This is a genomic window from Kumtagia ephedrae (assembly GCF_003012745.1).
GTDB lineage: Bacteria > Pseudomonadota > Alphaproteobacteria > Rhizobiales > Rhizobiaceae > Kumtagia > Kumtagia ephedrae.
Window position 1 is genome coordinate 106,261 of the sequence record NZ_PXYK01000001.1, and the last position, 18,484, is coordinate 124,744.

The following is an 18,484-nucleotide window of genomic DNA, read 5'->3' on the forward strand; positions in this document are numbered from 1 at the left end:
GACGGTGATCTCCAGACCCTCGAGCCGGCCGAGCTACCCGCCCTCCGCGGTTCCGGCTGTCACGGCGCGGGCTGCTGCGGTAGTCTTGCCCCATGAAACTGCGGCAGACGATAGGCTTCTGCGCCTCCGCCGATGGCACACGCATCGCCGTGGCGTCATGCGGCGAGGGTCCGGTGATCCTGCGAGCCGCGCACTGGCTGAGCCATGTCGACTACGATCTCGAAAGTCCGGTGTGGCGGCCATGGGTGGAGGCGCTTTCGGCCCGTAACCGCTTCGTCCGCTACGACCCGCGCGGATGCGGCTTGTCGGACCGCCATGTCGCAGACCTGACGATCGACGCCTGGCATGCCGACCTCGACGCCGTGGCAGCGACGATCGCGGAGCCACGCGTCGTCCTGCTCGGCCTGTCGCAGGGCGGCGCGCTCGGCATAGCGTTCGCGCTCAGGCACCCGGAGCGGGTATCGCGTCTCGTACTCGTCAACGCCTACGGCCAGGGCGGGCGGGTGCGTGCCCAGAACGATGCCGAGCGGCTGGAGGCGGAGACGCTGGTCAATTTCGTCCGCATCGGCTGGGGTCGCGACAACCCCGCGTTCTGCCGGTTCTTCACCAATCTCTTCATTCCGGGCGGCAAGCCGGAGCAACATCGCTGGTGGGGCGATCTCGAACGGGAGACGGCGACGGCCGACGTCGCGGCGCAACTGCTCTGGCAGATGCAGGGCATCGACGTCCTCGATCTTGCGGCAAGGCTCAGCGTGCCGACGCTGGTCATGCACAGCCGCGGCGACATGCGCGTGCCCTTCAACGAAGGCTGCAAGCTGGCGGCCGCCATCCCCGGCGCGCGCTTCGTGCCGCTGGAGAGCAGGAACCACGTGCTCCTGCCCGACGAGCCTGCGTGGGCGGTGTTCCAGGCCGAACTCGCGGGGTTTTTAGGGCAGGACCAGGCGACGCAGCCCCACGCCGTCCGCGATGCCGGACTGACTCCCGCAGAAAAGGCGATCCTCGACCTCGTCGCGAAGGGGCTCGACAACCGCACGATCGCCCAGCGCCTGGGCAAGAGCGAGAAGACGGTGCGCAACCAGCTGTCGGCGATCTTCGACAAGCTCGACGTTCACAGCCGTTCGCAGGCTATCGTCAAGTCGCTGTCCGGCTGAGGTCGTTTCCGAGCCTATGCGGGACATTTGTCCCCGGTCCGAGCCGGATTTCGCTGGCCACGCGGGACAGCCGCCCCATGCCGGCCGCCATGCACGCGCGCATCCTGGAAGCCTCGGAGCGGCAGCAAGCCCTCCGCAGACCAGGAGGAATGCGATATGACCCAGATCGACGAAACCAGGTTGAACGAGCTGGTCGGCCGCGTGCTCGGCGACCTCGGCGGCGCCGTGAGCGTGCCTCTGGTGCGAATAGGCGACACGCTCGGCCTCTACGCCGCGCTCAGAAACAGCGGACCGGCGACAGCCGACGATCTTGCCGCGGCCGCAGGCTGCGCGCCGCGATATGTGCGCGAGTGGCTCTGCGCGCAGACGGCGTCCGGCTATGTCACCTACGAGGGCGGACGCTTCTCGTTGACGCCCGAGCAGGCCTTCGTGTTTGCCGAACCCGACAGTCCGGTCAATCTGATCGGCGCCTTCGACACAGCCGCCGCGATGGTCGAAAACCAGCCCAAGGTGCAGGCGGCCTTCAAGACCGGCAAGGGCGTCGCGTGGGGCGACCAGGCCGGCTGCATGTTCTGCGCCGTGGCGCGGCTGTTCCGGCCGGGCTACGTCAACGCACTGGTGCAGGATTGGCTGCCCGCGCTGGACGGCGTGGTCGACAAGCTGAACAAGGGCGCGAAGGTCGCGGACGTCGGTTGCGGCCACGGCCTGTCGACGATCCTGATGGCGCAGGCCTTCCCGAAGTCGCACTTCACCGGATACGACTTCCATCCGGCCTCGATCGCGGCCGCAACCGCGCATGCGCGGGCGCACGGGATGACCAATGTCGGCTTCGAAGTGGGGCGGGCCCAGGATTTCCCGGGCGGCGGCTTCGATCTCGTCACCTGCTTCGACTGCCTGCACGACATGGGCGATCCCGAAGCCGCGGCGGCGCACATCCGCCAGGCGCTCGGGCACGGCGGCACGTGGATGGTGGTCGAGCCGATGGCCGGCGACACGCTGGAGGACAATGTCAACCCGGTCGGGCGGCTCTATTACTCGGCCTCGACGATGATCTGCGTGCCCACCTCGCTGGCGCAGGAAACCGGGCGGGCGCTCGGTGCCCAGGCGGGCGAGAAGCGGCTGACCGAAGTGATCCGCTCCGGCGGCTTCAGCAAGGTCCGACGCGCCGCGGCGACGCCGCTCAACATGGTGCTCGAGGCGACCTGAGAGACGCCGCCGGCGAAAAAAAATGCCGGCGCGCCTACTCCAGATAGGTGGTGGGATCGACCGGGGCCGAGTTCTTGCGCACCTCGAAATGCAGTTTCGGCGCGTTGGCGCTGCCGCTCATGCCGGACACCGCGATGTCGTCGCCGCGCTTGACCTTCTGGCCGCGCTGCACCTTGAGCTCGCTGGCGTGGCCGTAGACGGTCACCAGCCCGTTGTCGTGGCGCACCAGCACGGTGTTGCCGAACTCCTTCAGCCCGTCGCCGGCATAGATGACCACGCCGTTCTCCGCCGCCTTCACCGGCGTCCCTTCGGGCACGGCGATGTCGATGCCGTCGCGTCCGGCGCCCTTGCCGTAGGAGGAGATGACCTTTCCGCGCACCGGCCAGCGCATGCGGTCGATGCCGGTCGAGCTGGGCGCGGCAACGGCGGCGCTCTCGGCCTGCTCGATCACCTTGTCGGTCTTCCTGGGCGGGGTGTAGGCGGCGACCGCCTCCTGCTGCGTCGGCTTGGCAACCGGCGGCACGGCGCCGGTGGCCGTCTTGTCGATGCCGGGCGCGGCCTGCGCGACGGCCGGCGCCTGACCGGCGGCCGGCACCTTGAGCGTCTGGCCGATGCGCAGCACGCCGTCCTGCATGCCGTTGGCGGCCTTCAGCGCCGCGACGCTCACACCGGTCTTTTTGGCGACGCGGGTCAGCGTGTCGCCGTCCTGCACGGTATAGGCACCGGCGACGGACTTCGGCTTGGGCTGGCCGGAACTGCTGGCGGCGTTCGGATCGGTCGCCGCCGGCACCGCGGCCTCCTTCACCTTGGGCGGCTGCGGCAGCACGGCAAGGGTCTGCTGCGGCGCCCTGCTCGGCACCGGCACCTTGTCGGCAGGAACGTCGTAGCGGGTCCCGGTGGAGGACTTCGCATCGGCGACGGCCGGGTGATTGTCGGGCGCCGAAACGGGGGCCTTGTTGGAATAGACGTAGGTCGGGATGACGATCTTCTGGCCGGTCTGCAGGCCACCGCCCTCCGGCAGGCCGTTGACCCTGGCGATCACGTTGGCCGGCACGCCGAAGCGGCGCGACAGGTTGTAGACGGTCTCGCCTTCCCGAACGGTCACCTGGGTGCCGCCGGCGCGCGACCAGCCGGCCGGATCGGCCGCCTCGGACGCCATCTGCGGCTCGGCCGGACGGGCAGGCGTCGAAGCAGCGGAAGCGAGCGTCGGGGCCGCCTGCGGCCTGGGCGCGGAAACGGCAGGTGCGGGGGCGACAGGCGCGGGAGTTGCGGCCGCCATAGTCGGCTGGGCGGAGACCGGCGCCAGGGAGCCCCGGCTCACCGAACCGGTGGAGACGGCATCCACCGGTGCTGCCGCGACCGGCGCGGCATCACCCGGATAGGCCTGGCCTCCGTCGTTGATGATCTGGCGCTGATTCGCCGTGGAGCCGGTGAAGATGTCGTCGACACCGCCGAAGCGCGCCGACTGCGAGCTGCACCCCGCGGCCATCCCCGTGACCAGCAGAAGAGCCGCACCGCGCCACAGCTTGCGCTTGTTCGACCGCAATACACTCACCAGCATCGTACTAACCCGCTTTTACCCGGTACAACCGGCTATGATTAAAGCGCGTTAATGTTACTGGGCGGTTAAAGCGGGCGGCCGCCATGCCTCATTTTTAGCCGCCGGCGCGATCACAGGACGGCCGCCAGGCCCTTGGCGATCGGTTGCAAACGGACCTCGCCGAGGTCCTCGCGCTCGAAGCGGCTGCCGACCTTGCCCAGGCGGACCAGCGCCTGCCGTCCCTCCTCCGGCCCGATCGCCGCCACCATGGTGCCGCCCGTGGAAAGCTGGTCGACGAAGATGCGCGGATGGCTGTCGAACGCAGCCCAGACGACGATCCGGTCGAACGGCCCCTCCCCCATCAGGCCGTTGATGCCGTCGGCCTGCCGTGCATGCACGTTCTGGATGCCGAATAGCTCGAAACGCTGACGCGCCTGGTCGACGAGCGTCTTATAGCGGTCGAGCGTCGTCACCCGGCCGGCGAAGCGGGACATGACGGCGGCGGTATAGCCGGTGCCGGTGCCGATCTCGAGAATGCGGTTGCCCGGCTCGATGCGCAGCGCGGCAATGACCAGCGCCTGCAGGTCGACGCCTTCGATCGCCTCGCCGCAGTCGATCGGCAGCATGCGGTCGGACCAGGCGAGGTCATGGAACTGCCCCGACAGGAAGTCGGCGCGCGGCGTCGCCTCGAAGGCGGCGATCACCTCGCGCGGAACGCCGCGCCCGCGCAGCCGCAGCATGAAGGCGGCGAACCCCTCCCGGTCGCCTGTCATGCAAGCGCCTTGGCCAGCTGGTCGCGCAGCTCATGCGCGGTCAGATCCATCTTCAGCGGCGTCACCGAGACCATGCGGTTGCCGAGCGCATGCAGGTCGGTGCCGCTGCGCGTTTCCGCCGCCTCGCGGCCGAAACGCAGCCAGTAATAAGGGAAACCGCGGCCGTCGGTGCGCTCGTCGATCCACATGCCGTAGGCGAGCTTGCCCTGGGCGGTGACGGCGACACCCTCGACCTCGTCGGGCGCACAATTGGGAAAGTTGACGTTGAGGAAGACGCCGGCCGGCAGGTCGACACGCAGCAGCTTTTCCAGCAGGGCCGGCGCATGCGCCTCGGTCGTCTCCCACGCGACCTCCCGCCCGATCCCCTCCTGCACGCGGTAGGCCTGGCTGAGCGCGACGGCGCGGATGCCGAGAAGCGTGCCCTCCATGGCGCCGGCCACCGTACCGGAATAGGTCACGTCGTCGGCGACGTTCGAGCCGGCATTGACGCCGGAGAGAACCAGGTCCGGCGGCTCCGGCAGGATCTTCTTCACGCCCATGATGACGCAGTCGGTCGGGGTGCCGCGCACGGCGAAATGGCGGTCGTCGAGCTTGCGCAGGCGCAGCGGCTCCGACAGCGACAGCGAATGGGCGAAGCCGGACTGGTCGGTTTCGGGCGCCACCACCCAGACGTCGTCGCTGAGCGTCCTGGCGATCCGCTCCAGGCATTGCAGGCCCTCGGCATGGATGCCGTCGTCATTGGTCAGGAGGATACGCACAATCAGGCCCCGATCTTTTCCAGCCCGCCCATATAGGGGCGCAATGCTTCAGGAATGCTAACGGAGCCGTCCTGGTTCTGGTAATTCTCCAAAACCGCGATCAGCGCGCGGCCGACGGCGACGCCCGAGCCATTGAGGGTGTGGACGAACAGGTTGCCCTTGCCGCCCTTGTCCCTGTAGCGGGCGTCCATGCGGCGCGCCTGGAAATCGCCGCAGACCGAGCAGGACGAGATCTCGCGATAGGCGTTCTGGCCGGGCAGCCACACCTCGATGTCGTAGGTCTTGCGCGCGCCAAAACCCATGTCGCCGGTGCACAGCACCACGGTGCGGAACGGCAGGCCGAGTCTTTTCAGCACCGTTTCCGCGCATTCGGTCATGCGCTCGTGCTCGGCCAGCGAATTCTCCTGGTCGGTGATGGAAACCATCTCGACCTTGTAAAACTGGTGCTGGCGCAGCATGCCGCGCGTGTCGCGGCCGGCCGAGCCGGCCTCGGAGCGGAAGCAGGGGGTGAGCGCGGTGTAGCGCAGCGGCAGTTGATCGTGCTTGAGGATTTCCTGGCGCACGAGGTTGGTCAGGGGGACTTCGGCGGTGGGGATGAGCCCCAGCCGCTTAGTCCGAATGTCTCGTCCGTGCTCATGCGTCTCGGTGAAGTCTGACCACCAAAACTCAAACCGCGCATTCTGAGCGATAATAGTCGCGATTTCCTGCACCTGTGGTTGGCTATAGGAGTCTCGATACTGTGCGATCGTCGTTTCGGCGACGCGCTCAATGCGCTTCTCAAGTCCCGGTGCCCATTCAGGCCCACGTGGATCAGTGAAGAACAGGTCCTCCTCGAACTTCGGCAGTTGGCCGGTGCCGTAAAGTGCGTCATCCCGCACAAGCAGCGGAACCTGCACCTCGGTATAGCCATGCTCGGTCGTATGCAGGTCGAGCATGAACTGGCCGAGCGCGCGCTCGAGCCGCGCCAGATGACCCTTGAGCACGGTGAAGCGCGCGCCCGACAGTTTTGCGGCGCGCTCGAAATCCATCAGGCCGAGCGCCTCGCCGATCTCGAAATGCTCCCTGGCCCAGTTCGGGCGCGGTCTTACCTCGCCGACCTTGCGGATCTCGACATTGCCGCTCTCGTCGGCGCCGACCGGCACGTCGTCCAGCGGCACGTTGGGAATGACGGCCAGCGCATCCTCAAGCGCCTTGTCGTTGTCGCGCTCGGTCTGCTCGGCGGCGCCGAGAAAGGCCTTGATGGCGTTGACCTCGAGCTTGAGCTGCTCGGCCAGCGCCATGTCCTTGTTGCGCATGGCGTTGCCGATCTCGCGCGAGGCGGCGTTGCGGCGCTCCTGCTTGACCTGCAACTCGCCGAGATGGGCGCGGCGCGTCTCGTCCAGCAGCAGCACGCCTTCGACGGTCGAACGCGCGTCCTGCTCCGACCACTGGCGCTTCACCAGCGCGTCGATCAGGGCCTGCGGCTTTTCGCGAATCCATCGAATGTCAAACATGGTCGGTATCGAACGTCCTTCCTGGGGAAATTCCGCTGCCGCTCATGCCGGACGGCCGCGGCGGTGTCAAATCACGGCTGGCCCGGCGAGGCGGCAGGGGGTCGAGCACTGCCGCGGCGACCCCACCCGGCCGCTGCGCGGCCACCCTCCCCTCGAGGGGGAGGGAAAGCCGCGCGCTTCATCCTCGCCACGCCCTGCTTTGCAGTCTGGCCATTGAAGGAAAGTGCGGGAAGCGGGGCGCGGGGCCGAGCCTCTCAAATTAAGTACGTGGCGCGGTGACCCGCGCCCCGCCGGCGTTCTTGCCCGTCCGCTAGCGCTGCATTTCCGCAGGTGTCGCGGCTGGGGCCCGGGCCTCCAGCTCACGCCAGCCGCGCTACCGTTTGCGCGGCCGACCCGGCGCCGACGCTCCCTCCTGATACCCGGTGCGCACCAAGTTCCCGCAGGGAGCGGCTTTCACGGCGAAGTATAGGTGAGGCGGAAAGGAGGGGATAAAATTTTGCCCCTGAGCGACGCCCGTTGTTTTCTTCAGCTTGGCGCGAGCCGGGCAAGTTCCGGGTAAGTGCCGGGAACAGTTTACTTTTTTCCGCAGAAGGGCACTGCCGCTTCAAGGCTGGCGCGGGCGGAAACAAAGTAAACTGTCCCCTGCGCCCGCCTCAGGTCGCCGCGCTCGAGGCGGAATCGCTCTCGTCCTTCTCGGCCGCCAGCTTCTCCTCCTCGCGCTTCCGCTCGACCATGCGGGCGCACCAGATCGAGACCTCGTAGAGCAGGATGGTGGGCACGGCCAGGCCGATCTGGCTCACCGGGTCGGGCGGCGTCAGCACGGCGGCGACGACGAAGGCGATCACGATCGCCCATTTGCGCTTGTCCTTCAGCCCCTGCGACGTCAGCAGGCCGACGCGCGCCATTAGCGTGGTGACGACCGGAAGCTGGAACACCAGGCCGAAGGAGAAGATCAGCGTCATGATCAGGCTGAGATATTCCGACACCCTCGGCAGCAGCGAGATCTGCACCTCCTGCCCGGGCCCGACCTGCTGCATCGACAGGAAGAACCACATCACCATCGGCGTGAAGAAGAAATAGACGAGTGCACCGCCCATCAGGAACAGGATGGGCGAAGCAACGAGGAACGGCAGGAAGGCGGCGCGTTCGGTCTTGTAGAGGCCGGGCGCCACGAACTTGTAGATCTGGGCGGCGATCAGCGGGAAGGCGATGACCAGCCCGCCGAACATGGCGAGCTTGATCTGGGTGAAGAAGAATTCCTGCGGCGCCGTGTAGATGAGCTCCACCTGCTCGTTGGCGAGGCCGGCCCAGTGCACCGCCCATTTGAACGGGATCACCAGCAGGTTGAACAGCTGCTTGGCGAAGAAGAAGCAGACGAGGAAAGCGACGAAGAAGCCGCCGATCGCCCACATCAGGCGCGACCGCAGCTCGATGAGATGCTCCATCAGCGGCGCCGACGAGGCCTCGATGTCGTCTTCGTCCCGTTTGGCGCTCACGTATCGCTTCCTGCTCGTTCCCTGGCCTTCGCGGCCGTCGCCTTGCCCTTGCCGGTGGACTTCGGCTTGGCCGGCGCCTTGGCGGCGGACGCCTCGGCCGGAGCCGCCTTGCCGGCCGGCGCAGGCTTCGCCTTCCTGGCTGGCGCGGTCTTCTTCGGCTTCGCCTCGGGCGCGGCCGTGCCATTCGCCTTGGCCGCCTGCGGGGCAGCCATGGGCGCCGGGGCCGCAGCAGGCTTCGCCGGCTCCGGCGAAGGCGCCGGCGTGGCGAGCGCCGCGGGCGGCGACGGCATGGCCTCCAGCCCGGCCACGCCCGGCATGGCGGTCGCGCCGTTCTTCAGCGGCTCGGCCGCGTGCGCATCGGGCTCGGCCGGCTTCTGCTCGTCGGCCGGCTGGGCCGGCTGCGCGCCCGGATTGAGCGACTGCAATCCCGCACGAACATCGGCCGCGGCCTTCTCGAACGGGTTGAGCTGCTTCTTGATCTCGGAAGCCGGGTTCATGCTGCGCAGCGAATCGACCGACTTCTTGACCTCGTCCAGTTCGGCCTCCTTCAAGGCCTCGTTGAACTGCTTCTGGAAGTCGCCCGCCATCGACCGCATCTTGGCGGTCATCTTGCCGATGGTGCGCAGCATCTTCGGCAAATCCTTCGGTCCCACGACCACGATCATGACGACCGCGATCACGAGCATTTCGGTCCAGCCGATCTCAAACATGCTGCATCAATCCGGCTTTGCCGAGGAAAAGGCTCAGCTCTTGCTGGCCTTCTCGCGGGCCGCCATGGTTTCGTCGGCGCGATGCTCGACCGTCTTGGCGTCGGCGGCCGCCTTCGCCTCCTCGGCGTCCTCGTCCGACATGCCCTTCTTGAAGCTCTTGATGCCCTTGGCCATGTCGCCCATCAGCTCGGGGATCTTGCCGCGACCGAACAGCAGCAGCACGACCACCAGCACGATCAGCCAGTGCCATATCGAAAAGGAACCCATATCCAAACTCTCTCAGAGATCGTTTCTCGTGACTGATCTATGCGTTTTCGCGCCGCGTTTCAAACAGAAGAACGTCCGATTCGCGCAACGAGAACCAAATATCGCGTGAACGGGCGGACAAGATGCCGCAGCGGACCCGCGCCCGCACCGGAGTTTCGGCCCCGGGAACCGCCAGCTCCAGCAATTCGATGACGCCGAGATAGCGTCGCGACAGGATTCGCGCCTCCACCTGCCCCTCGGTCTCGCTCACGTCGAAGCCGGTGGTGCGCACGGCGACGGTGGTCTCAGTGCCATCGGCGAGCCCCGGCGCGGCGATCCGGCCGACCGACGTCTCGACGAAGCCGCCGCGCACCCGCCCGCCGAAAATGTTGAGCTCGGAGAAGAAGCCGGCGACGAACAGGTCGTTCGGGCTGAGATAGAGGTCCTCGGCCCTGCCCGCCTGTACCAGCCTTCCGTCCTTCAGGAGCGCGATGCGGTCGCCCATGCGCATCGCCTCTTCCGCGTCGTGGGTCACCACGATCGCGGTGGCGCGGCTCTCGCGCAGGATCGCCAGCGTCTCGGCGCGCACCGAATCCTTCAGCCGCGAGTCCAGCCCGGAAAACGGCTCGTCCATCAACAGCACCGCCGGCCGCGGCGCCAGCGCCCGGGCGAGCGCGACGCGCTGCTGCTCGCCGCCCGAGAGCACATGCGGATAGGCGGCGGCGTAAGCCTCGAGCCCGACCCTGGAGAGCGCGATCATCGCCTCGCGGCGGGCCTCCTCGCGCGACAGCTCGGTCAGGCCGAAGCGCACATTGTCGAGGATGGTCATGTGCGGGAACAGCGCGAAATCCTGGAAGACCAGGCCGATGGAGCGCTTCTCCGGCGGCAGGAACACGGACGGACCGGCGATCTCGCGGCCGTTGAGCAGGACGCGGCCGGTGCTCTGCGGCTCGATGCCGGCGGCGATCCTGAGCAGCGTGGTCTTGCCCGAGCCGGAGGGGCCGAGCAGGCACAGCACCTCGCCGGGTTCGGCCGCGAGCGATACGTTGCGCAGCGTCTCGGTGCCCGGCGCGAAGGAATGGCTGATGTCGTCGAAGACAAGCCGCGCGGCGAAGGTCACGCCCGCCGTCGTGCGCTTGCCCGTGCTCGCCTCGTCGATGGTCAATGCGTCCGGCCTTCCGCGTTTACGCGCGGAGGCTCAATCATCCGCCACGCGCGGTGTCAACAGGCCGAGCTCCTCCAGGTCGACGTCGGTCAGCGGATCCTCGTCCTCGGTGAGCTCGTCTGTGCTGGCCGGCGGCAGCGGCACCGCGAAATTGGCCGGCATGCGCGCGGCCAGCAGGCCGGCGCCCTTCAACTCCTCGATGCCGGGCAGGTCGCGGATCTCCTCCAGGCCGAAATGGTCGAGGAACCCTTCGGTGGTGCCGTAGGTGACCGGACGTCCCGGCGTGCGGCGGCGGCCGCGCAGGCGCACCCATTCGGTCTCCAGCAGCGTGTCGAGCGTGCCCTTCGAGGTCTCGACGCCGCGGATGTCCTCGATCTCGGCGCGCGTCACCGGCTGGTGATAGGCGATGATGGCGAGCACTTCGAGGGCGGCGCGCGACAGCTTCTTCTGCTGCACGGCGTCGCGCGTCATCATGAAGGCGAGGTCGGGCGCGGTACGGAAAGCCCAGCCGGCTCCGACCCGAACCAGGTTGACGCCGCGCCGCGAATAGATCGCCTGCAGCTCGGCCATGACCTCGGGCACGGCGATGCCGTCCGGCAGGCGCTGGGCGAGCTGCGCCTCGCTGACCGGCTCGGCGCTGGCGAAGACGATGGCCTCGGCCATGCGCGCGGCCTCGGCCAGATGCAGGCGCTCGGCCGGGTTGCGGGCCGGCTCGCCGTCGGCGGCGAAGGGGATCACGCGGGCGTTGGCGGCTTCGCTCATGATGCTGTCCCGGCGGTTGATGCGGCCGCCTGGCGGCCGCGCAGGTAGAGCGGGGAGAAGGCGCCGTCCTGCCGCATCTCGAGCTGGCCCTCGCGGACCATTTCGAGCGTGGCGGCGAAGGAGCTGGCGATGGCGGTGGCGCGTTCCTCCGGCCCGGCGAGATAGTCGACGAGGAAGCGGTCGAGCGCGGTCCAGTCCTTCGCCACGCCGATCAGCCGGGCGAGGATGTCGCGCGCCTCCTTCAGCGACCAGACGCCGCGCTTGGCGATGCGTACATTGGTCACCGCCTGGCGCTGGCGCTGGATGGCATAGGCGGTGAGCAGGTCGTAGAGGCTCGCCGTGTACCGGTTGCGCTTCTCGACGATGACGAGCTCCGGCGCGCCGCGCGCGAACACGTCGCGGCCGAGCCGGTTGCGGTTGACCAGACGGGCGGCGGCGTCGCGCATCGCCTCCAGCCGCTTCAGGCGGAACTGCAGCACCGCCGCCATCTCCTCACCGCTGTCGCCGGCGTCGTCCGGCTGCTTGGGGATGAGGAGCCGCGACTTCAGATAGGCCAGCCACGCCGCCATGACGAGATAGTCGGCGGCGAGCTCCAGCCGGACGGTGCGCGCCTTGTCGATGAAGGCGAGATACTGCTCGGCGAGCGCCAGGATGGAGATGCGGGCCAGATCGACCCGCTGGTTGCGCGCCAGATGCAGCAACAGGTCGAGCGGCCCTTCGAAGCCGTCGACGTCGACGACCAGCGCCGGATCGGTGGTCGCGCGCTCCTCCGGCTGGTCCGCCCACAGGCGGTCCATCGGAATGGCCTTCGCGGCTTTCTGCTCTCCGGTCGCGGCCAATGCCGTCCCTTCCGTGTCAAAACCGGATGAAAAGAGTCATCATCCCGTTCCAACTCTTTGTTTTATCGCATGATCTTATCCGAAAGCCTGCACTTTTCCGGGATCATGCCTTACGCCACCGCCTCGAAATACCGCGCGAACTCGGCTCGCGCTTGCACCTCGGCGGTCGCGTCCCTGCCCTTGACGGCGGCCAGCGCCCGCTCGGCCCGCTGCAGCGACCTGCCGGCGAGCGGCAGCGTGCGCGAGGCGATGCCCGCCATCTCGTCCATGACGCCGTTGCAGTGAAGAACGATGTCGACGCCGGCCGCAAGGATGGCGGCGGCCTTCTCAGGGAAATCCCCAGAAAGCGCCTTCATCGAGGTGTCGTCGCTGACCAGCAGCCCGTCGAAGCCGATCTCGCCGCGGATGATCTCGCGCACCACCTTTTCCGACGTGGTCGCCGGGGCGGAGGGGTCGACGGCGGCGTAGACGACATGCGCGGTCATGCCGATCGGCAGGTGGCTGAGCGCCCTGAAGGGGGCGAAGTCGTGGCGGCGCAGATCGTCCAGCGGGGTGTCCACCGTCGGCAGCTCGAAATGCGTATCGGAGAAGGCGCGGCCGTGGCCCGGCATGTGCTTCATCACCGGCAGCACGCCGCCCGACAGCAGTCCCTCGGCGGCCGCACGGCCGAGCGCGGTGACGGTCGCCGGATCCTTGCCGTAGGCGCGGCTGCCAATCACGTCGCTGGCGCCCTCGATGGGCACGTCGAGCACGGGCAGGCAGTCGGCGGTGATGCCGAACTTCAGCAGGTCGAAGGCATGCAGCCTGGCGAGCAGCCACGCGGCGCGCAGGCCTGCCTCGCGATCCTCGCGGTAGAGCGCGCCGACGGCGGCGCCGGCCGGATAGTTCGGCGCGATCGGCGGGCGCAGGCGCTGCACCCGCCCGCCCTCCTGGTCGATGAAGACCGGGGCCTCGGGGCGGCCGACCGCGTCGCGCATCGAGGCGACCAGATCGGATATCTGCGAGGGCTCACCGATGTTGCGCGCGAAAAGGATGAACCCCCAGGGCCGCTCGTCGCGATAGAAGCGGATCTCGTCCTCGTTGAGCGCCTTGCCGGCGCAACCCAGGATCATGGCTTTTGATTCGGTCATGTCAGCGTTTTACCCCGTGCAAGGCCGGGATTGAACGAAAAACCGGCGCGGGATGGTCCCGCGCCGGTTCGAACCCACTGGATTGTTGGGCAGGGAACTATCTCGATACGAAGCAGCTGCCGCCGGCGGCCTTGTAGGTCTCGCACAGCTTGACGGCATCGTTGCGGCTGCCGGCCGGCACGCGGACGCGCCAGAAGGTGCCCTTGCCGGCGATCTCGGCCTTGACGATGGTCGCCTGCTTGCCTTCGAGCACGCTGCCGTAGCGGCGCTGCAGATCCTGGTAGCTCGACTGCGCGGCGGCTTCGGTCGGCTGGGACGCGATCTGCATCGACCACGAACCCGGAGCCGGGGCAGCGGCGGGATCGAGCGCGGCGACGCGTTCGGCCTTGACCTCGCCGACGATATCCACCGGCTGGTCGGACGGACGGGCCGGCGCCACGGGCACCCGGTCCGGCGTCGTTCCTGCGGCGCGCGCCTGCGGTGCGGCGGCCGCCGGCTGCTGCGGTGCCGTGGCCGCGGGCTGCTGCGGCGCGGCAGCGGCCGCCGGCTGCGGAGCACTCGGCACCGTCGCCGTGGTCTCGGCACCCTCGCCGGCCGGCGTCGGCGACGATGCGACGGGATCGACGATGCCCTCGGAGGCCGAATCCAGCGCCGGCGCGGCGGCCGGCGCCGGCTCCTCGCGGGCGACCAGCGTGCCGTCGGCCTTGACGATCATGGTACGGACCTTGCGCGGCGCCACGGCGGCGACCTCGACGCTGTCGTCGACGCCCGGATCCTGGATGACCTGCTCGATCCGATCCGCGCCCTTGGGCATCGGCTGCCCGGCCGGCGCCTGCGGGCCTGCCGCGGCAGTCTCGGCCGGCTGTCCGGCGGCCGCCTCGTCGTCCTGCATCGCCAGATCGACCGGCTCGTCATCCGGCGTCGGCATTTGGACCGGCTCTTCGGCGCTGTTCAGCAGCTTCTCCTGCGTCGGCTCGCCGGAACCGCCGGCACCCGCCACGGAATCGTAGACCTTGGCATCCTGGTTCGGGATGGTCGCGCCACCCGGATTCTCCGGCTTTATCTTCACCGGCGACGGATCGGCCTTGACCAGCGCAAGCTCGCCAGATCCCGGGCCCTCGCCGTAGGACAGGGCGAAGGCGGCGACACCGCCAAGCAGCGCCACGCCGCCGACCACCGCGGCGATCACCAGCCCGCGGCGACGCGACGGCCGCTCCGCAAGCTGGGTGTAGGCAGGCCCGGCGATCTCCTCGTCAAAGTCGGGATCGTAGGCGAACTGCGCGTCCGACCCGGCATCCTGCCGGCCGCCGGCTGCCGCGGCACGGGGCGCCTCCTGATACGCATAGCCGTAGTCGCCGCCCGCGGCGGCGCGCGCGGCAATCGCTCCCGCGACGGCCGCTCCGGCAACGGCCGGTACGGCCGGATCGTCGAAATAGCCGACACTCGCCGGCTGCTCGATGCGGATCTCGCGGCGATCCGCAGGCTGCTGCGACTGCACCGCCTGCTCGGCCACGCCGGCGTTCATGCCCTGGAGAAGGTTCGAGAACTCGGCGTCGAGATCGTCGTAGGGCCGCACCGGCGCAGGCTCGTCCTCATAGGCGAGCACCGGCAGGTCGAGGTCGTCGGCCAGCGCCACGGCCTGCTCGGGAACCTCGACGGTCTCGATGTCCGGCACCTCCTGGCGCGCCGCCGCGACGGCGGCTGCCGGCGCCGGCGGCTCGAACGTCTGCTCCGGCTCGGGCGCATGCTGCCACGAGCGGCTCACCTGCAGGTCGGCAGACATGGCTGCCAGCGCCGCATAAGGGTCATGTCCGTCCCGAGGCATGGATTCCTCCGGTTCCCATGTCTGCGCGGCGGCAGGCTCGCCTTGCCCCGTATCGTCGCCCGCCTGAGCTACCGCGTCGGAAATCGCCGCATCAAAAGCCTGGTCGTCGAATAGCCCGTCGAGCTCGTCGTCCGCCTCCGCATGGCGCGGGGCCGCGACGGAACTCCACGCCTGATCCTGCCGGGCGACTTCCGCCACGTCAACGGGCTCGAGCCACTCCTCGTCGACGGCGGCGGCATTGCCGTCGTCATATGCCTGCATCGCGGGTTCGTCGTGCCAGTGCGGCTGCGGCTCGGCCACCGGTGCAGCCGCCTGGACGGGCTCCGCATGGTCATGTCCGCCGGACACATGATGGTCAGCCGCCGCCACCGGCTCGTTGCCGAGCAACGCGTTCAGCTCCTCTTCGAGGCTCGTCTCCAATGACGCTTCGGGGACAACCGTTTCCGGCTGACGATCGACCTGTCCGTCGTCCCAGGGCTGCGGCGAGAAGGCGGCACCCAGCGGCAGCCTGTAAGCCGTCTCTTCCGCCGCTTCGGCGACATCGTCGGTCACGGGCGAACGACTGGCGTCGGCCTCGTCCGCGTGATGGACCGCCGCAAGCGGCTGGTGCTCGGGTTGGTCGGCGAACGCCATGTCGAAATGCTGGTCGAGTTCCCACTCCGAGGACCCCGGTGCTTCCGCTCGCGTACCGTCCTGCTCCGGGATTTCCGCCCGTGCGACAGGCTCGTCGATTTCCGGCCGCGCGACGGACTCGTCGCGACGCTCGGCGGCGGCCGTCTCGACAATGCCGGGCTCGGCGGCCGCATCCTCGACCGCCTCCGGCTCGCCTTCATCCGCGAACGCCAGCGGGGCATGATCCGCTTCGGCCACCGGCTCGCCAGCGGCCTCCGCGGCCGGCTCGTCGGCCTCTGCCGGGGCGGCCGCATGAAGCTCCGGCTCGGGTGCCGTCATCTCGGCTTCCGCCAAAGGCAGCTCCTCGACCGCAGGCCACTGCACGGCAGGCTGGTCCGCTGAGTCAGCCTCATGGCCTTCAGCCTGAAAGCCGATGGGCGCCTCGACCGGCGCATCGTCCTCGACCCGGATTTCCTCGGCCTCGGCGGCAGCTTCCGCGACGCCCTCGGCTTCGACCGCCGGCGCTTCCTCGGCCGGAGCAGACCACTGCTGCCCGGGCTCTTCGGCCACGGCTTCGGCCTGCGGCGCGACTTCCGCAACCGTCGTATCGGCGGTTTTGGGAGCGTAGGCCTGAACCGGCTCCTCGGCAGCCGCGGGCGGGGAATAGGCTGCGACAGGCGCCTCTTCCGCGGCGAAGTCACCCATCAGCTCACGCTCGAGATCGATGCCGAAATCGGCCTCGTCGATCTGCGGCTCGGCAGGCTTCACCTCCGCCGGCTTCGCCACGGCAGCCGCCGGCTTCACCGGCTGGCGCGGGTCGAAACCCATGATCCGAGTCAGTTCCGCGAACGGATCGTCTTCCGCGACCGCGGCCTGGTCGGCAATCTTGAGGTTTGCTTTTTCTGCCATTGTGCTTTTCCGAACCTGGACACAATTCGACGCGAACAGCGCCACGCATGGGCCGCGCCGTACCAGCGCAATGTGGGCAAAAGGTGACCGGCTAAGGTCGCTTCGGCCTAGCGCATCTCGCTTGGCGCTTCAGCTCCGATCAGTCCGAGCCCGGACGTGATCACGTCCAAAACCGCCTGGACCAAGCCGAGCCTGGCATGCGTCAATTGTCGGTCGGTAACCTTAACAAACCGTAAGTCCGGATTTTCGGTGCCGCGGTTCCACTGCGCATGGAAGGCGCTGGCGAGGTCGTAGAGGTAGAAGGCGAGCCTGTGCGGCTCCAGCGACTGGGCTGCGGATTCGATCAGGCGCGGGTATTCGGCGAGCTTGCGGATCAGCGCGATCTCGCTCTCCTCCGTCAGCAGCGCGGCATCCGCGGTGAGCGCCGCGCGGTCGGCCGCGACATCGCCGAGTTGCTCCCTCGCCTGCCGGAACACCGAATGGCAGCGCGCCGAGGCGTACTGCACGTAGAACACCGGATTGTCCTTCGACTGCTCCGTCACCTTGGCGAAGTCGAAGTCGAGCGGCGCGTCGTTCTTGCGGTAGAGCATCATGAAGCGGATCGGGTCCCGCCCGACCTCCTCCACCACCTCGCGCAGCGTGACGAAGTCGCCCGACCGCTTGGACATGCGCACCGGCTCGCCGTTGCGGTAGAGCTTTACGAGCTGGCACAGCAGCACGGTGAGCTTCAGGCTGTTGCCGCCGACGGCGCGCGCCAGCGCCTCCATGCGCTTGACGTAGCCGCCATGGTCGGCGCCGAGCACGAAGACGGTGTGCTCGAAGCCGCGCCGCACCTTGTCCTTCAGATAGGCGACGTCGGCGGCGAAATAGGTGAACTGGCCGTCGGACTTCACCAGCGGCCGGTCGATGTCGTCGCCGACGGCGGTGGAGCGGAACAGCGTCTGCTCGCGGTCCTCCCAGTCGTCCGGCTTCTCGCCCTTGGGCGGCGGCAGCTTGCCCTTGTAGATGTGGCCGGCCAGCGTCAGCTCGGCGACCGCCGCGCGGATCGCCTTGGCATTGTCGGCATGCAGCGAGCGTTCCGAGAAGAACACCTCGTGATGCACGTTGAGCAGCGCCAGATCCTCGCGGATCATCGCCATCATGGCGTCGATCGAGCGATCCTTGAGGATGGCCATCGCCACCTCGTCCGGCATCTTCAGCAGGCCGTCGCCATAGTCGGCGGCGAGCTGCTTGCCGAGCGGGACGAGATAGTCGCCGGGATAGAGGCCGGCGGGGATCTCGCCGATGTCCTCGCCCAGCGCCTCGCGGTAGCGCAGCAGCACGGAGCGCGCGAGCACGTCGATCTGCGCGCCGGCGTCGTTGATCAGATATTCCTTGGTAACGTCGTGGCCGGTGAAGGCGAGCAGGTTGGCGAGCGTGTCGCCGACCACGGCGCCGCGGCAGTGGCCGACATGCATCGGCCCGGTCGGGTTGGCCGAGACATACTCGACATTCACCTTGGCGCCCCTGCCCATCCGCGAGCGGCCGAAGTCCGGGCCGAGATGGACGAGGCGAACGAGATAGGCCTGCCAGTAGGCGTCCTTGAGGCGCAGATTGACGAAGCCGGGGCCGGCCACCGCCGTCTCGGCGACGTCGGGATCGGCCTCGAGCGCGGCGGCGATCGTCTCGGCCAGCGCCCGCGGGTTCTGCCCGACCGCCTTGGCCAGAACCATGGCCGCATTGGTCGCCAGGTCGCCGTGGCTGGCGTCGCGCGGCGGCTCGACGGAGACGCGGCCGAGATCGAGCGGCGCTCCGGTTACGGTCTTCAGTTCAAGGCCTTCAACGACTTTCCTGATCCGCTCGTTGAAGTCGGCGAACACGTTCATGATG

General features: G+C 68.5%; 15 protein-coding genes. 2 read left to right on the forward strand and 13 right to left on the reverse strand.

The annotated features are described in order from the left end of the window. Positions 1-92: 92 nt before the first annotated feature. Both C7I84_RS00595 and C7I84_RS00600 read left to right on the forward strand, forming a co-directional pair. Entirely contained in the window at positions 93-1,151 is a 1,059-nt protein-coding gene (locus C7I84_RS00595; RefSeq protein ID WP_106770202.1) for an alpha/beta fold hydrolase, read from the forward strand. A 156-nt stretch (positions 1,152-1,307) separates the two neighbouring features. Continuing rightward, positions 1,308-2,357 carry a class I SAM-dependent methyltransferase gene (locus tag C7I84_RS00600; protein WP_106770203.1) on the forward strand — a complete coding sequence of 350 codons (1,050 nt, stop codon included), beginning with the start codon at positions 1,308-1,310 and terminating at the stop codon, positions 2,355-2,357. Positions 2,358-2,391: 34 nt separating this feature from the next. On the opposite strand, the gene C7I84_RS00605 is transcribed toward C7I84_RS00600, so the two are convergent. The 13 genes from C7I84_RS00605 to argS form a co-directional block, all read right to left on the reverse strand. Next, positions 2,392-3,918: a peptidoglycan DD-metalloendopeptidase family protein gene (locus tag C7I84_RS00605; RefSeq protein ID WP_106770204.1), complete on the reverse strand. Its 1,527-nt coding sequence runs from the start codon at positions 3,916-3,918 to the stop codon at positions 2,392-2,394. A 110-nt stretch (positions 3,919-4,028) separates the two neighbouring features. Beyond that, positions 4,029-4,670, reverse strand: coding sequence for a protein-L-isoaspartate(D-aspartate) O-methyltransferase (locus C7I84_RS00610; RefSeq protein WP_106770205.1), 642 nt, complete (start codon positions 4,668-4,670; stop codon positions 4,029-4,031). Next, positions 4,667-5,428, reverse strand: coding sequence for a 5'/3'-nucleotidase SurE (gene surE / locus C7I84_RS00615; protein WP_106770206.1), 762 nt, complete (start codon positions 5,426-5,428; stop codon positions 4,667-4,669). The genes C7I84_RS00610 and surE overlap by 4 nt, the downstream gene beginning before the upstream one ends. Before the next feature lie 2 nt (positions 5,429-5,430). Then, positions 5,431-6,921 (reverse strand): serine--tRNA ligase, encoded by a 1,491-nt coding sequence (gene serS / locus C7I84_RS00620; RefSeq protein WP_106770207.1) that lies wholly within the window; start codon positions 6,919-6,921, stop codon positions 5,431-5,433. Positions 6,922-7,574: 653 nt separating this feature from the next. Beyond that, complete coding sequence (tatC, locus tag C7I84_RS00630; protein WP_106770424.1) at positions 7,575-8,366, reverse strand: twin-arginine translocase subunit TatC; 792 nt, start codon at positions 8,364-8,366, stop codon at positions 7,575-7,577. 47 nt (positions 8,367-8,413) lie between these two features. Next, positions 8,414-9,127: a Sec-independent protein translocase protein TatB gene (tatB, locus tag C7I84_RS00635; RefSeq protein ID WP_106770209.1), complete on the reverse strand. Its 714-nt coding sequence runs from the start codon at positions 9,125-9,127 to the stop codon at positions 8,414-8,416. A 33-nt stretch (positions 9,128-9,160) separates the two neighbouring features. Next, positions 9,161-9,394 carry a twin-arginine translocase TatA/TatE family subunit gene (locus C7I84_RS00640; protein WP_106770210.1) on the reverse strand — a complete coding sequence of 78 codons (234 nt, stop codon included), beginning with the start codon at positions 9,392-9,394 and terminating at the stop codon, positions 9,161-9,163. Positions 9,395-9,431: 37 nt separating this feature from the next. Further along, complete coding sequence (locus C7I84_RS00645; protein WP_106770211.1) at positions 9,432-10,538, reverse strand: ABC transporter ATP-binding protein; 1,107 nt, start codon at positions 10,536-10,538, stop codon at positions 9,432-9,434. A gap of 33 nt (positions 10,539-10,571) precedes the next feature. Then, positions 10,572-11,300, reverse strand: a complete 729-nt coding sequence (gene scpB, locus C7I84_RS00650) for an SMC-Scp complex subunit ScpB (RefSeq protein WP_106770212.1) — start codon at positions 11,298-11,300, stop codon at positions 10,572-10,574. Then, on the reverse strand, positions 11,297-12,097 hold the full coding sequence (locus C7I84_RS00655) for a segregation and condensation protein A (protein ID WP_106770425.1): 801 nt from the start codon (positions 12,095-12,097) through the stop codon (positions 11,297-11,299). The genes scpB and C7I84_RS00655 overlap by 4 nt, the downstream gene beginning before the upstream one ends. A 152-nt stretch (positions 12,098-12,249) precedes the next feature. Next, entirely contained in the window at positions 12,250-13,269 is a 1,020-nt protein-coding gene (nagZ, locus tag C7I84_RS00660) for a beta-N-acetylhexosaminidase (RefSeq protein ID WP_106770213.1), read from the reverse strand. Positions 13,270-13,366: 97 nt separating this feature from the next. After that, entirely contained in the window at positions 13,367-16,615 is a 3,249-nt protein-coding gene (locus C7I84_RS00665; RefSeq protein ID WP_106770214.1) for an SPOR domain-containing protein, read from the reverse strand. 107 nt (positions 16,616-16,722) lie between these two features. Further along, the gene (gene argS, locus C7I84_RS00670) at positions 16,723-18,480 is read right to left on the reverse strand and encodes an arginine--tRNA ligase (protein WP_106770215.1); all 1,758 of its coding nucleotides are present in this window, start codon (positions 18,478-18,480) and stop codon (positions 16,723-16,725) included. Positions 18,481-18,484: the final 4 nt, after the last annotated feature.

Coding starts and splice junctions, on each gene's coding strand:
- C7I84_RS00595 (WP_106770202.1), top strand. CDS start 93: ATGAAACTGCGGCAGACGATAGGCTTCTGCGCCTCCGCCGATGGCACA.
- C7I84_RS00600 (WP_106770203.1), top strand. CDS start 1,308: ATGACCCAGATCGACGAAACCAGGTTGAACGAGCTGGTCGGCCGCGTG.
- C7I84_RS00605 (WP_106770204.1), bottom strand. CDS start 3,918: ATGCTGGTGAGTGTATTGCGGTCGAACAAGCGCAAGCTGTGGCGCGGT.
- C7I84_RS00610 (WP_106770205.1), bottom strand. CDS start 4,670: ATGACAGGCGACCGGGAGGGGTTCGCCGCCTTCATGCTGCGGCTGCGC.
- serS (WP_106770207.1), bottom strand. CDS start 6,921: ATGTTTGACATTCGATGGATTCGCGAAAAGCCGCAGGCCCTGATCGAC.
- tatC (WP_106770424.1), bottom strand. CDS start 8,366: ATGGAGCATCTCATCGAGCTGCGGTCGCGCCTGATGTGGGCGATCGGC.
- tatB (WP_106770209.1), bottom strand. CDS start 9,127: ATGTTTGAGATCGGCTGGACCGAAATGCTCGTGATCGCGGTCGTCATG.
- C7I84_RS00640 (WP_106770210.1), bottom strand. CDS start 9,394: ATGGGTTCCTTTTCGATATGGCACTGGCTGATCGTGCTGGTGGTCGTG.
- scpB (WP_106770212.1), bottom strand. CDS start 11,300: ATGAGCGAAGCCGCCAACGCCCGCGTGATCCCCTTCGCCGCCGACGGC.
- C7I84_RS00655 (WP_106770425.1), bottom strand. CDS start 12,097: ATGGACCGCCTGTGGGCGGACCAGCCGGAGGAGCGCGCGACCACCGAT.
- nagZ (WP_106770213.1), bottom strand. CDS start 13,269: ATGACCGAATCAAAAGCCATGATCCTGGGTTGCGCCGGCAAGGCGCTC.
- C7I84_RS00665 (WP_106770214.1), bottom strand. CDS start 16,615: ATGGCAGAAAAAGCAAACCTCAAGATTGCCGACCAGGCCGCGGTCGCG.
- argS (WP_106770215.1), bottom strand. CDS start 18,480: ATGAACGTGTTCGCCGACTTCAACGAGCGGATCAGGAAAGTCGTTGAA.